The sequence below is a fragment of the Agromyces sp. Y558 genome (genome assembly GCF_059445415.1).
This window is the reverse complement of sequence record NZ_JCAIUH010000001.1, coordinates 2,400,763-2,413,347: the sequence shown is the minus strand read 5'-3', so window position 1 is coordinate 2,413,347 and position 12,585 is coordinate 2,400,763. Positions and strand designations below refer to the sequence as shown.

12 protein-coding genes and 1 pseudogene are annotated in these 12,585 nt (G+C 69.5%); 7 read left to right on the top strand and 6 right to left on the bottom strand.

Annotated features, from left to right (window positions below; all coding sequences use genetic code 11):
* The first annotated feature begins 105 nt into the window (after nucleotides 1-105).
* From AC1C2T_RS11235 to AC1C2T_RS11225, 3 genes are all read left to right on the top strand, one after another.
* The gene (locus AC1C2T_RS11235; protein WP_495362642.1) at nucleotides 106-297 is read left to right on the top strand and encodes a hypothetical protein; all 192 of its coding nucleotides are present in this window, start codon (nucleotides 106-108) and stop codon (nucleotides 295-297) included.
* A 70-nt stretch (nucleotides 298-367) separates the two neighbouring features.
* The gene (locus AC1C2T_RS11230) at nucleotides 368-739 is read left to right on the top strand and encodes a DUF488 domain-containing protein (RefSeq protein WP_495385303.1); all 372 of its coding nucleotides are present in this window, start codon (nucleotides 368-370) and stop codon (nucleotides 737-739) included.
* 216 nt (nucleotides 740-955) lie between these two features.
* Nucleotides 956-2,455, top strand: coding sequence for an HNH endonuclease signature motif containing protein (locus AC1C2T_RS11225; RefSeq protein WP_495385302.1), 1,500 nt, complete (start codon nucleotides 956-958; stop codon nucleotides 2,453-2,455).
* A 185-nt stretch (nucleotides 2,456-2,640) separates the two neighbouring features.
* Here AC1C2T_RS11225 and AC1C2T_RS11220 read toward each other — a convergent pair whose 3' ends face one another.
* Together AC1C2T_RS11220 and AC1C2T_RS11215 are read right to left on the bottom strand one after the other, a co-directional pair.
* Complete coding sequence (locus AC1C2T_RS11220) at nucleotides 2,641-3,507, bottom strand: CPBP family intramembrane glutamic endopeptidase (protein ID WP_495385301.1); 867 nt, start codon at nucleotides 3,505-3,507, stop codon at nucleotides 2,641-2,643.
* Nucleotides 3,508-3,526: 19 nt separating this feature from the next.
* Nucleotides 3,527-4,417: a hypothetical protein gene (locus tag AC1C2T_RS11215; protein WP_495385300.1), complete on the bottom strand. Its 891-nt coding sequence runs from the start codon at nucleotides 4,415-4,417 to the stop codon at nucleotides 3,527-3,529.
* A 60-nt stretch (nucleotides 4,418-4,477) separates the two neighbouring features.
* On the opposite strand from AC1C2T_RS11215, the gene AC1C2T_RS11210 reads away from it, so the two are divergent.
* Nucleotides 4,478-5,521, top strand: coding sequence for a M4 family metallopeptidase (locus tag AC1C2T_RS11210; protein WP_495362636.1), 1,044 nt, complete (start codon nucleotides 4,478-4,480; stop codon nucleotides 5,519-5,521).
* A gap of 30 nt (nucleotides 5,522-5,551) precedes the next feature.
* Nucleotides 5,552-5,863, top strand: coding sequence for a protealysin inhibitor emfourin (locus AC1C2T_RS11205; protein WP_495350591.1), 312 nt, complete (start codon nucleotides 5,552-5,554; stop codon nucleotides 5,861-5,863).
* Here AC1C2T_RS11205 and AC1C2T_RS11200 read toward each other — a convergent pair.
* Nucleotides 5,763-6,473, bottom strand: coding sequence for a lysoplasmalogenase (locus tag AC1C2T_RS11200; protein ID WP_495385299.1), 711 nt, complete (start codon nucleotides 6,471-6,473; stop codon nucleotides 5,763-5,765). The two genes, AC1C2T_RS11205 and AC1C2T_RS11200, sit on opposite strands and share 101 nt — an antisense overlap.
* A gap of 94 nt (nucleotides 6,474-6,567) precedes the next feature.
* Between AC1C2T_RS11200 and AC1C2T_RS11195 the strand changes: the two genes are divergently transcribed.
* Nucleotides 6,568-7,593, top strand: coding sequence for a hypothetical protein (locus tag AC1C2T_RS11195; protein ID WP_495385425.1), 1,026 nt, complete (start codon nucleotides 6,568-6,570; stop codon nucleotides 7,591-7,593).
* Between the two features lie 21 nt (nucleotides 7,594-7,614).
* Here the strand turns inward: AC1C2T_RS11195 and AC1C2T_RS11190 are convergent.
* The 3 genes and pseudogenes from AC1C2T_RS11190 to AC1C2T_RS11180 form a co-directional block, all read right to left on the bottom strand.
* A pseudogene (locus AC1C2T_RS11190) lies at nucleotides 7,615-7,968 on the bottom strand (FKBP-type peptidyl-prolyl cis-trans isomerase); the annotation flags it as partial.
* Between the two features lie 298 nt (nucleotides 7,969-8,266).
* Nucleotides 8,267-9,424: a PrsW family intramembrane metalloprotease gene (locus AC1C2T_RS11185; RefSeq protein WP_495362633.1), complete on the bottom strand. Its 1,158-nt coding sequence runs from the start codon at nucleotides 9,422-9,424 to the stop codon at nucleotides 8,267-8,269.
* A gap of 9 nt (nucleotides 9,425-9,433) precedes the next feature.
* The gene (locus AC1C2T_RS11180; RefSeq protein ID WP_495362632.1) at nucleotides 9,434-10,840 is read right to left on the bottom strand and encodes an FAD-binding oxidoreductase; all 1,407 of its coding nucleotides are present in this window, start codon (nucleotides 10,838-10,840) and stop codon (nucleotides 9,434-9,436) included.
* Between the two features lie 75 nt (nucleotides 10,841-10,915).
* Between AC1C2T_RS11180 and AC1C2T_RS11175 the strand changes: the two genes are divergently transcribed.
* Nucleotides 10,916-12,559 (top strand): DNA-3-methyladenine glycosylase 2 family protein, encoded by a 1,644-nt coding sequence (locus AC1C2T_RS11175; protein WP_495385298.1) that lies wholly within the window; start codon nucleotides 10,916-10,918, stop codon nucleotides 12,557-12,559.
* The last annotated feature ends 26 nt before the right edge of the window (nucleotides 12,560-12,585 follow it).

The following is a 12,585-nucleotide window of genomic DNA, read 5'->3' as shown; positions in this document are numbered from 1 at the left end:
GCACGGCGTCCCTCCCCTCGCACAACGGGTGCTCCGAGGAGAGCGAGACCCGACTCTGCGCGGCGGATGCTTGCGGCCGGACGCGAGGTGCGCGAAGCTGCCCGCATGCGGATCCTCCCCGTCGTCATCGGCGCGATCGTCGCCGTCATGGGCGTGGTCTTCATGCTGCAGGGGTTCGGCGTGATCGGCGGCAGCCAGATGACGGGCTCCACCGTGTGGGCAGTTCTCGGGCCGATCATTGCGCTCCTCGGCATCGGGCTCATCGCCTACGGGGTGCGCGGCCGCCGCAAGGGCTGACAGCGCGCACACCGACGCACGCCGAACGCGGGTGCTTGGCAGAACGGACGCCCCGGGGCAGACTGGCCCCATGGGGTTCGTCATCAAACGGGTCTACGACGCGGCGGAGGCATCCGACGGCTATCGAGTATTGGTCGATCGGCTCTGGCCGCGCGGCGTGAGCAAAGAGCGCGCCGAGCTCGACCTGTGGGACCAGGAGGTCGCGCCCTCCCCCGAACTCCGCGCCGAGTGGCATCACAACCGCGAACGGTTCGACGAGTTCGCCGAGCGCTATCGGCGCGAACTCGACGAGAACGAGGCGGCGCGGGAGCTCATCGCCCTGGGCGGCGAGCACGAGCGGGTGACTCTGCTTTTCGGGGCGCGCGACGAGGAGGTCAACCACGCGACCGTGCTGCTGGAGTGGCTCGCCGAGCACGGGGCATCGGTCGACCGCAGCGCATGAGCCATACGGCGCCAGTTCAGGACGCAGATCGCACACTGATCGTGCGCGTCGTGCCGGCGCCAACCGTGGTCCGTTCGAGGCTGCCGGACTCGGACATCATCCTGGTTCGAGGTGGGTCGAGCTGGCTCGTCGAGAGTGACGCATCCTCAGAAATTGTAGAATGATCAGCGCTTTCATGTAGATCTCGATGTCGGTGGGTGCTGGTTGAATGAAGACATGCCAGCCACCGCGATCGCACCGTCAGAGACGGCGTTGGCCTTCGAGCTTGCGGCGATCTCGGCGTTCGACGGCATGATCCGGCAGATCCAGGCCGACCAGTTCCGGCGCATCGGGCGCGCTCGTGAACTCGCTGCAGAGGTCGAGGGCGTGACCGCGGCGAGCAGCGCGTCGCAGCGCGACCTCGCCGAACGCTCGTTCGTCGCCGAACTCGCGACGACGCTCGGTCAGCACGAGGCATCCGCAGCCCGACTGGTCGACGAGGCCGACCGGCTGACCGGCCCGCGCTGGGCGACCCTCACTGCGCTCGAGCGCGGCGACCTCGGCCTGACGCAGGTGCGATCAGTACTCGAGCTCACCCGGGCACTGCCGCCTGACGTCGCCGACGCGGTCGAACAGGTGGCCCTCGATGCTGCCACCGCTGCGGCGGCCGACGGCACGGTCTCGACGAACGCCGATGTGCGTCGACGCATGCGCAGGGCGGCCGAGCGCTTGCACCCCGAGGCGTTGGCCGCACGGCGGGTGCGTGCCGTCGACGAACGGCGGGTGTGCGTCGACCCGGCGCCAGATGGCATGGCGTGGCTGAGCGTGCTCCTCGAAGCCGAGCGTGCGCTCGCGATCAAGCACCGGCTCGACGCGCTCGCGGCGCGCGATGCATCCGGCGATGTTCGCACGACCCGCTCCTGCACCGCCGACCTGCGAACGACGGCTCAGCGCGCCGCCGATCTCGCGGCCGATCTCCTGCTCGGCGGCACGCTGGCCGACGACGAGCGCACCCGTTCCGGCGCAGCTGCGACCGGCAGTGTGCAGCCGCGCATCAACGTCACGGTGCCGGTGCTGACGCTGCTCGGGCTCTCCGACGAGCCGGCCGACCTCGAGGGCTACGGTCCCATCGACGCCGATACTGCTCGGCGGCTCGCAGCGCACGCGCCCTCGATGCGACGCATCCTCGTGCACCCCGAGACCGGCGCGGTGCTCAGCTACGGCCGCGAACACTACCGGGCGCCCGCCGACCTCGACGGCTTCGTGCGTTCGCGTGACGGCGGCTGCCGGTTCCCGGGCTGCTCACGCCGCGCCGACCTCACCGACCTCGACCACACTCGTGCGTGGGCGCACGGCGGCAAGACCGAGGCGTCGAACCTCGCGGCGCTGTGTCGCCACCATCACCGCTTGAAGCATGAGAGTGAATGGCGCGTCGTGCACGAACCCGGCGGGGTCCTGCGCTGGACCTCGCCGGCCGGGCACCTCTTGCGCACGCAGCCCGAACGGCCGTTCATGTCGGTCGGGGCGGGCGAGGGGGTCGCACCGCCCGATCCACCGCCAGACCATCCGAAACCACTGAACCCACTGAACACTGCGGCGCAGCAGAGCGCCGATCCGCACGGAGGTATCGATCCGCACGGAGGTATCGATCCGCAGCGGAGCGCCGATCCGCAGCAGAGCTGTGATGAGGAGTTCGCAGCACTTGTGCTTCGATACTCGAACGAAGCACCGTTCTGATCATTTGTCGCGCTGTGCCTCATTCGCGCACGGTTCGATCGCGCAGCGTTCACTCATCGCGCAGCATTCACTCATCGAGCGCCGTTCACTCGTCGCGCCGTTCGTCGCGCAAAGTTCGCGGGTCACACCGCCCGTCGTTCGCGCGCCGTGACAGTGCGAACAGCAAGATCGCCGGACTCGTTGCCCTACGGCGCCAGCAGGAAGATCGCCGGCCACCCCGTGTGCGCGTAGACGATGACGGCGAAGACAACTGCGTCGAAGAGCATGTGCACGACGAACACGTACGTGAGCGACTTCGTGAGCTTGAACGTATAGCCCTGGATCAACGCGAACGGGATGGTGAGCAGCGGCCCCCACGACTGGTAGCCGAGCTCCCACAGGAACGACACGAACACGATCGACTGCAGCAGGTTCGCCTGCCACGACGGGAAGTGCCGTCGCAGCAGCACGAAGACCGTGCAAACGAAGAAGAGCTCGTCCCACGTGCCGACGGCGGCGACGCCGACGAACAGGCGCGCGATCGTGTCGGGCTCGGTCACGGTCGGCCAGTTCTCGTAGACACCCGAGGTGATGAAGTAGAACGGCAGAATGAGCCAGCCCGCGAGCGTCACGAAGATCAGGTAGAGCCACTGCGTGCGGTTCCAGCGCCGCCCGGTGCGCCACGGGAAGCGGATCACGTGCTCGCGATAGACGAATCGCGAGATGACGTACGGCACGAGCACGGCGAGCCCGAGCACGACCGCGAACCGCACCATTCCCTCATTGCTGAGGTCGGCCTTGAGCGAGACGGTCGAGATGATGACCTGTCCGACGGCGATGAGCGCGAGATCGGCGAGCAGCCGCTCGGTGCGGCCCGAGCGGTCGCAGAGCCACGCGGCGAGGAGGCCCGCTGCGAGCATCGCGTAACCCGCGATCGGCACCATGAAGCCGAAGAGCAACACCGCGGCACCGCACACGAGGAGCGCCGGAACGAGGGCGATCGGATGCGTTCGCAGTTCGGGCAGCCCATCGGATGCCGCGGCGCGGGCGTCGGGCGCCTGGTCCTCGTTCATGCGCGACATCCGCTGTCCCCTACTCGTCGTCGCCGAGCTCGCCGCGACGCGATGCCCGGGCCCAGCGGGTGAGGAAGACGGCTCCGGCTTCGTCGTGGATGAGGTCGCCCGCGGTGAGCACCGGATACCCCGTGGCCGGGATGCCCTCGGCTGGGCGCACGTCGACGTGCCGCACGCGCTCGCCGCGCCCGTGCAGCCAATCGGCCATGCGATAGTCGCCGCGCGAGTCGCCCATCGTGCGCCAGTGCTGCGGTCGGATGCCTCGTGCTTCGAGCAGTTCGACAGCGCGTGCAGCCCCGAGGTCCTTGCCGAGACGCACCGATTCGACGTCGGTCGAGATGATCGTCGGGTCGATGCGCCAGTGCACGCGCCCCGCGGCATCCGGTCGCTCGTCGCCCTCACGGATCGTGCCGAAGCCGCGGTCGGCGAGTGCGGCGCCGGCGTGCGCATCGAAGCGCGGTCGGGCTGCGAGGTAGTCATCGGATGCCACGTGCACGTGCTGCTCGACCGACACCATCGCGCGCTTGGTGTCGTCGAAGAACGCGAACTCTACGAAGTGCGCCTCGACGTACGCGCGCATATCGGCGGCGAAGTCGGCAGGCATCGCGAGGTCGAGGTCGACGAAGATCTCGCCGAGTCCGTCGAGGTCGATCGCGGCCCAGACCGCGCCTTTCTCGCAGATCGCCCAGACGGGCGCGCCCGGCTCGAGCCCCGCGGCGAGGAGCGGCGGCACGACCTGCTCGGCGATGAACGTGTCGGAGCGCCCTGTGTTGAATATCACTGGGTTGCCGGCGTTGGCGAGCGCCGCGAGATCGCGAGCGATCGACGGGATCGCGATCGAGCGCGTCACGGGACTCGCGATGGGCCCGTCGACGTCGAGCAGGAGGCCGAGGAGCGGGGCGGAGGTCACGCGTCCAGCCTACGGGCGCGGCGCCCCGCGGATGTCGCCGGCAGGTGCGAGCATCGAGCCATGCAGCAGATCGTGCCCCCTTACCTGCTCGACCGCATCGCCCAGGCGGCCGGCCCACGGTTCCCGCTCGCGGCCGAGGCCGCGAGGCGTGCCCTGCTGCGCGAGCCCTCGGCACGACTCGGCCCTGAGGCCATGCCCGACCTCCCGAGCGTGCTGCCAGACGCCCCGTCGATGCCCGACCGTCGCATCTCCGACGCCGAGGGTCGCGAGGTGCTGCCCGGTCGGCTCGTGCGCCGCGAAGGCGAACGTGCAACGGGCGACGAAGCCGTCGATGACGCCTACGACGGCCTGGGCGATACGCATCGCATGTTCGACCGGGTCTTCGGTCGCGACTCGATCGACGGCGCCGGCATGCCCCTCGAGGCGACCGTGCACTTCGGCGACCGCTACGACAACGCCTTCTGGGACGGCGAGCGCATGGTGTTCGGCGACGGCGACGGCGAGATCTTCCGCGGATTCACCGATTCGCTGAGCGTGATCGGCCACGAGCTCGCCCACGGGGTCACCGAGCACACGGCGAAGCTGCGCTATCAGGGGCAGTCGGGGGCGCTCAACGAGCACGTCTCCGACGCCTTCGGCGCGCTCGTCGAGCAGTACGCGCTCGGTCAAGACGCCGAAGCCGCGAGCTGGTTGATCGGCGAGGGCATCTTCACCGACGAAGTGCAAGGGCGGGCGCTGCGGTCGATGCTCGAACCGGGCACCGCGTACGACGACGACGTGCTGGGCCGCGACCCGCAGCCCGATCACATGCGCGACTACATCGAGACTTCCGACGACAATGGCGGCGTGCACCTGAACTCCGGCATCCCGAACCGAGCGTTCGCGCTCGCTGCGCTCGAGCTCGGCGGCTTCGCCTGGGAGCACGTCGGGCGCATCTGGTACGACGCACTCACCTCGGGCCGGCTGCCCGTCGACGTCGACTTCGCCACGTTCGCGGCCGAGACGGTGCGGTCGGCACGTGATCGGTACGGACGCGACAGTGCCGAAGAGCGCGCCGTCGCGGGCGGCTGGTCGGCGGTCGGCATCGAGGTACCCACGGAGTAGGTAGCGCGACGGCGAGAGTACGATCGGCCCATGGACGTCATCGTGTCCCGCAGCGGTGGCCTCGCCGGATTGAGGCTCACCTGGGAGGTTCGCGTCGACGAGCAGCCCGACCCCGACGAGTGGTACATCCTCATCGACGAGATCCCATGGGGCGACCCGCCCCCGCTGCCGCCCGAGCCCGACCGGTTCGTGTACCGCATCCGCTGCCCACCGCACGAGGCGACGCTCGCCGAGCGTCAGCTCACGGGGCCGTGGCGTCAGCTCGTCGACCGCGTGCAGGAGACGACGGATCCGCAGCGGCGCGGTCCGCGCGAATCGCCGCCACCACGCCCCACGCGATGAGGCCCTGAGCCGCCAGGTAGGTCGACATGACGACGAGGTCGTGAGCGGCGAACCCGTACCCGGGCAGGAACCTCCCGAGGGCGAGCACCGAATCCGAGACGACGAAGAACGCGCCGCCGAGGGCGATCCACTTCCCATGCATCGACGCGCAGGTCGCCATCATGCCGATGGCCGCCGCGTACAGCACGATCGGCGCGGCGAGTATGCCGGCATGCGGCAGCAGCAGGCCGAGCATGACGATCATCCACACCCAGTACACGTACGACCAGACCGGCGGGTGGCGACGGGCGCGGGGCATCCGCAGGAAGAGCACGATGTAGACCACGTGTGCGAACAGGAACGAAGCAAGCCCGGCCACGAACCAGCCGTCGCCCGGGAAGGAGAGCAGCACATCGCCGCCCCAGGAGAACGCGATGCCGGCCAACAGCATCGGCACGGCGCCTCGAATCGGGCGCACGAGGAGCACCACCGCCAAGGCGAGCAACGGCATCAGCAGCGCCTTGGTCGCCGTCACACTCCACGCCGGGCCGAGGTACAGCAGCACGAGGTGAGCCGCCGAGAACACCAGATACGGCACGAACGCGATGAGGGGCGATCGGAATCGGTTCACAAGTCGTACTCTTTCGATACGGGCCACTGATCTTCGATGCGGGCCATTGATCTTCGATGCGGGCCACTGATCGGCCGCATGCCAGACTACCGAAGTGCAGCTTCCGGCGATCGACACCGTCTCCCTCACCCGTCCGATATCGAGCGCGGATCTCGCGGCGCAACGGAAGCGGGATCTCGCGGCGGGCCGCGCCAATCCGCGGCCGGCGATCGGACTCGGGGTGTTCCTCGGGGTGGTCGGCGTCGGCTGCCTCGCGATGGCGGTGTACGGAATCGTCGCAGCGTTCGGCTGGGCATGGTTCGCTGCGCTCGCGATCGTCGTGGCGTGCGCGATATTCGGCGCGATCACGGTCGGCGTCGTCGCGATCTGGCGCCTGGTCACCGGCATGCCGGCGAAGGCCGGTGCCAGGCTGCATCGCTTCGCCGAGCTGAACGATCTCGACTACGAGCCGGATGCCGCACCAAGGCTGCCGGGCCATCTCTTCGAGCAGCTCCGCGGGAAACCGCGCAATTCGCGGTTCTCGACGAGATCGGGCCGCATGGTCGAGATCGGCAACCTGCTCTACGTGCAGACGAGGGCCGGCACGTCGGTGAGGATCTCGATCGGACCCGGCGGTTCGACGAGCACCTCTGCCGACCCCGCGTCGTATTGGAGATACGTCGCCGTACGCCTCGACGCTCCGCTGCCGCACATGGTGCTCGAACCTCAGGGGCGAACGACGGAGGGACGTGCGTTCCCCGTCGACTTCGACGGAGATCAGCACCTCTCACTCGAGGGCGACTTCGACCGGCACTTCCACCTGTTCGTACCGAAGGAGTACGAGCGCGATGCGCTCTACATTTTCACCCCCGACCTCATGGCGGCGATGATCGACGAAGCGCCCGGAATGCACATCGAGATCGTCGACGACTGGGTGATCTTCAGCCGCAACGGCCGGGCCGACTTCGCGGCACCGTCGACGTGGGCGGCGATCGATCAGATCGCGAACCGCGCGGCATCCAGAATCGTCAAACGCGGTGGCCGCTATCGCGACGAGCGCGTGGTCAGCGGAACGTCGACGGCCGGGAGGGACGCGGTGCTGCGCACCGTGGCCCCTGCCGGCCGTCGACTTGAAAGCTGAGCGGTCAGCTGACGCCGAGCAGTCGATCACGAAGATGAGCGTCTTGCCGGACAGCTGGTGGCCGCCGCCTGCCGGGCCATAGGCCTGCTGCGGGGGCACGGTGAGCTTGCGCCGGCCGCCGACCTTCATGCCAGGGATGCCCGCTTGCCAGCCGCTGATGAGCGAGCTGAGCGGGAAGTTGATCGACTGGCCACGACCCCACGAGGAGTCGAACTCCTCGCCGCTGTCGTACTCGACGCCGAGGTAGTGCACGTCGACCGTCGAGCCGGGCTGCGCCTCGGCGCCGTCGCCCACGACGATGTCTTCGATCACCAGGTCGACGGGAGCCGGACCCTCGGGGGCGTCGATCTCAGGCTTGCTGTTCGTATCGGTCATGCATCAACCCAAACAGGTTCGCGGCTTCGTCGCAATCGCGGACAACCGTCCACTCCCCTCTTGCGCTGACTGCGAACACGTTGCATTCTGGAATTCAAGGACTCGTCGCCTGGTAGAGATGTCGGCAATGCCACACCACAGGGAGGCGAGTTTCTTTGTGCGGGCGAGGTGGAGCAGTTGGGCACACCGGCTGGCGATCACTCCGAAGAGCCGGCTCCGCCCGGACCCCGGAGCCCGGACCTGAGACCTGAGACCTGAGACCCGTGAGCAGAGAGCAGAGAGCAGAGAGCAGAGAGCCTCAGCTCACGAGTATGCGGCGCTCCTCGACGACTGCCGCGAGGAGCGCCCGTTCGTCGACCAGCGTGCGCTCGCTCGCGAGCCCCGTCGCGATGCGCTGCCGAGTGAAGGCCAGGTGCGTGGCATCCGTGATCAGCTGCTTCATCACGCCGATGCGCGGCGGCGTCTGCGACTTCGCCCAAGCTTTCGCCTGGCGCCTGCCCGCGGGCGTTGCGAGCATCTCCACTTCGGCCGGGCTGAACCAGCCGGCAGCGCCGTACTCGGCGAGTCGATGTCTGGTGACCCGCACCTCTTGCCTGCGAAGGAAGAACGTGAGCAGCACGGCGGCGATGAAGATCGGCACCTGCACTGTGAAGTAGAGCCCGATGGCATCGTCGGCGAAGGCGAGCGAACCGTTCCAGAGGGCGTGCAGAAGTACCGCGCCGAGGAGGCCGAGCAGGAACCAGCCGATCACGCCCGCTCCCCCGCCCCGACGCGCGCCGATGCCGATCGCAAGGCCGGTGCACACCGTGAAGAGCACGTGCGCGAACGGCGAGAAGAGACCGCGCACGACGAACGTCGCACCGAGGGTCTGCGCGCCTCCCTCCGCGAGTGCGGTGCCGAAGTACAGCACGTTCTCGGTGAACGCGAAACCCGCCGCGACCGTGGCCGCATAGACGAGCCCGTCGACCGGTCCGTCGAAGTGCGAGCGCGAGAACGCGAAGATGAGGAGCACCCCGATGCCCTTGGCGAGCTCTTCGACGATGGGCGCCTGCACGACCGCCTGCAGGGCCTCGTCGCGCGCACCACCCGGTTCGGCGAACGCGAGCGCGAGCTGCACCCCGAGATCGACGAGCAGTGCGATTGCGACCGACACCGCGGCGCCCCACAGGAACGCGAACCAGAGCGCCCAGCGCGGCTCGGGCTCCCAGCGGTCGACCCAGCGCACGGCGAGCAGCACGAGCGCGAGCGGCACGAGTGCAAGGAGCGAGCCGATGGCGAGCGTGGACAGGCCGAATCCGATCGCGATGTAGGCGAGGACGAGCAGCCCGACGATGCCGCCGATGATGATGCCGACGATCGCGAAGACCAGGCCGCCGCTTCTCGCCTTCGGCGGTGCCGTCCAGATCGGCGGTGCGGGCGACGGATTCTGGGCGGGGTCGGGGGCCACGGTGGTCACCCGGGCAGCCTATCGAGCGGGCGGCGCGGATGCCTCGAACATGACCCCCGGGTTCAGGATGCTTGTGGGGTCGAAGAGCGCTTTGATGCCGCGCTGCAGCTCGAACGAGTCGTCGCCGAGCTCGTCGGCCAGCCACCGCCGCTTCAGGATGCCGACGCCGTGCTCTCCGGTGAGCGTGCCGCCGAGCGCGACCGCCGTGCGGAACATGGCGTCGGCCGCGGCCCACACGTCTTCGGGCACCTCATCGCCCGTGAATACGAAATTGGGATGCAGGTTGCCGTCGCCGGCGTGCGCGATCGTCGGAATCTCGATGCCGTAGCGCTCGCCGATCTCCTCGATGGCGCGGAACATCTCGGGCAGACGCGAGCGCGGCACTGCCACGTCTTCGATGAGCACGTTGCCCGATGCGGCGAGCGCGGGGTGCATGGCGCGGCGAATGCCGAGCAGACGCTCGCCCGTCGCGGCATCCGTCGACAGGGTCGCCCGTCCGCCCGACGCGACGAACAGGCGGGCGATCTCAGCGGCCTCGTCGGCTGAGCCGGCACCGTCGGTCTGCGCCAATAGGAAGGTCTCGGCGGGTGCCATCGATTCGAGCGGCGTGCCCGCGAGCCCGGCCGGGCCGATGTAGGCGGCAACGCGGGCGAGGCCGGCGGCGTCGATGAGTTCGAGCACGGCCGGCCGCAGGCGGGCTGCGGTGACGGCAGCGGATGCCGCGGCCGCCGCCTCGATGTCGGGGAACACTGCGGCGACGGTGACGGTGACGCCACGTGTGACCGGTTGGAGGCGCACCGTCGCTTCGACGATGACGCCCAGCGTGCCCTCGGAGCCCGTGAAGAGTGCAGTGAGGTCGTAGCCGGTGACGCCCTTCACCGTGCGGTGGCCGGTGCGGAGGAGCCTCCCGTCGGCGAGCACGACGGCGAGGCCCAGCACGGCCTCGCGGGTGACGCCGTACTTCGCGCAGAGGAGACCGCCGGCATTGGTCGCGATGTTGCCGCCGATCGAGGAGATCGCCCGGCTCGCCGGGTCGGGCGCGAACCAGAGCCCGCGCGGGGCGATGGCGTCGTTGAGGTCGCCGTTGAGCACGCCGGGCTCGACCACTGCGAGCTCGTCGGCCTCGGAGATCTCGAGCACGCGGTTCATGCGTGAGAGGTCGAGCATGATCGCACCGGGACTCGCGATGCCGCCACCCGCGAGGCCCGTGCCGGCGCCGCGGGGTACCACGGGCGTGCCGGTCTCGTGCGCGATGCGCATCACGGTCTGCACCTCGGCGACGGATGCCGCGTGAACGACGGCGATCGGCGGCGTGGCGCTTCTCCACCCGGATCGGTCTTCCCGACTGGACTCGAGGTCGGCCGATTCCGTCGACACGGATGCCCCGAGGGCGTCTTGCAGGAGGGTCACGGCGACGTGCGGCATCCCTCCACCATACGTTGGACCGCTCGTGTCCGATTTCCGCCGGTCGATGTCGGCTGGGCATGCGATGCTGGGGGCATGACCACCGCAACGGGCACGCGCCGGCTCGCCACCGATCCGCTCGACGACCCCGAGTTCGCCGAGCGTTACCGTGCGATGCAGGCGCGCGACTCGCGCTTCGACGGGCAGTTCATCACGGGCGTGCACTCCACCGGCATCTACTGCCGGCCGAGCTGCCCGGCCGTGGCTCCGAAGGCGTCGAACGTGAGCTTCTACCTCACTGCCGCTGCCGCACACGAGGCGGGGCTGCGCGCGTGCAAGCGGTGCCTGCCCGATGCCGTGCCGGGTTCACCCCAATGGGACCTGCGCGACGACCTCGCGGCGCGCGCCATGCGACTCATCGCAGACGGTGTCGTCGAGCGCGATGGCGTGCCGGGCCTCGCGGCCCGACTGGGCTACACACCCCGTCACCTCACGCGCGTGCTCACCGCCGAGCTGGGCGCCGGGCCGCTGGCGCTCGCCCGTGCCCATCGCGCCCAGACGGCGAGAGTTCTGCTCACCTCGACGATGCTGCCCGCGGCCGACGTCGCCTTCGCCTCGGGGTTCGGCAGCATCCGCCAGTTCAACGACACGATCCGCGAGGTCTACGAGCGCAGCCCGCTCGAGCTTCGTGCGGCCGCCAGAGTGCGCGAGCGCGAGCGACGATCAGCACCCCGTCGATCAACGACCCGAGGCGCCGGCGAACCCGCCGTGGCGGGCGAACGTTCTCAGTTCTCCGTGCCCGCCTCGTTCTCTGCTCCCGCATCGTCCTCCGTGCCTGCGGCGCCCGTCGAGGGCGGCGTGGTGCGCCTGCGCCTGCCGGCGAGGCCGCCGTTCGACTCCGCCGGAGTGTTCGACTGGCTCGCGGCGCGCGCTCTCGACGGGGTCGAGCGGGTTCACGCCGGCCGGTACGAACGCACACTCTTGCTGCCGAGCGGTGCGGCGAGCATCTCACTGGCACCGGCGGGCGACACGAGCGCCCCCGCCATCGACGTCGAGGCGCGGCTCACGACCCTCGCCGATCTCCCGCCGCTCGTCGCCCGCGTGCGGCGGCTCTTCGATCTCGACGCCGACGCGCTCGCCATCGACGCGGCACTTTCGAGCGACGATGCGCTCGCGGCATCCGTTGCAGAGACGCCGGGAATTCGGGTACCCGGATGCCTCGATCCGCACGAACTCGTCTTCCGCGCGCTCATCGGGCAACAGGTGTCGGTGAAGTCGGCACGCACGTCGCTCGCGCGTCTCGCGTCCGAACTCGGCGAGCACATCGCGCCGCGCGATGACGGAGCGCCGACGGTGCTCTTCCCCTCGGCAGCGGCGATCGCCGAGCATGGTCACACAGTGCTCAGAGGCCCTGCCGCGCGGGTACGCACGATCATCGACGTTGCGGTCCGTCTCGACTCGGGCGCTCTCGTCGTCGCCGCCGAGTGCGAACGCCACGAGCTTGCGGCCGAATTGCTCTCGGTGCCGGGCATCGGCCCATGGACGGCCGGGTACGTCTCCATGCGGGTGACCCGCGCACCCGATGTGCTGCTCACGGGCGACCTGGCACTCCGCAACGGAGCCGAGCGACTGGGGCTGCCCGCCGGTGCCGCCGAGCTCGGGCGTGTAGGGCTTCGCTGGGCACCTTGGCGCAGCTACGCATCGATGCATCTCTGGCGCGCCGCCGGCACAAAGATCTGATGTCTGTACTCGTGCGTGCGCCCCGA

Excerpts from the sequence above, each read along its gene's own strand:
- AC1C2T_RS11180 (WP_495362632.1), bottom strand. The coding sequence starts at position 10,840 with ATGCCGCACGTCGCCGTGACCCTCCTGCAAGACGCCCTCGGGGCATCC.
- AC1C2T_RS11210 (WP_495362636.1), top strand. The coding sequence starts at position 4,478 with ATGCAGCAGATCGTGCCCCCTTACCTGCTCGACCGCATCGCCCAGGCG.
- AC1C2T_RS11205 (WP_495350591.1), top strand. The coding sequence starts at position 5,552 with ATGGACGTCATCGTGTCCCGCAGCGGTGGCCTCGCCGGATTGAGGCTC.
- AC1C2T_RS11220 (WP_495385301.1), bottom strand. The coding sequence starts at position 3,507 with ATGAACGAGGACCAGGCGCCCGACGCCCGCGCCGCGGCATCCGATGGG.
- AC1C2T_RS11225 (WP_495385302.1), top strand. The coding sequence starts at position 956 with ATGCCAGCCACCGCGATCGCACCGTCAGAGACGGCGTTGGCCTTCGAG.
- AC1C2T_RS11230 (WP_495385303.1), top strand. The coding sequence starts at position 368 with ATGGGGTTCGTCATCAAACGGGTCTACGACGCGGCGGAGGCATCCGAC.
- AC1C2T_RS11235 (WP_495362642.1), top strand. The coding sequence starts at position 106 with ATGCGGATCCTCCCCGTCGTCATCGGCGCGATCGTCGCCGTCATGGGC.
- AC1C2T_RS11175 (WP_495385298.1), top strand. The coding sequence starts at position 10,916 with ATGACCACCGCAACGGGCACGCGCCGGCTCGCCACCGATCCGCTCGAC.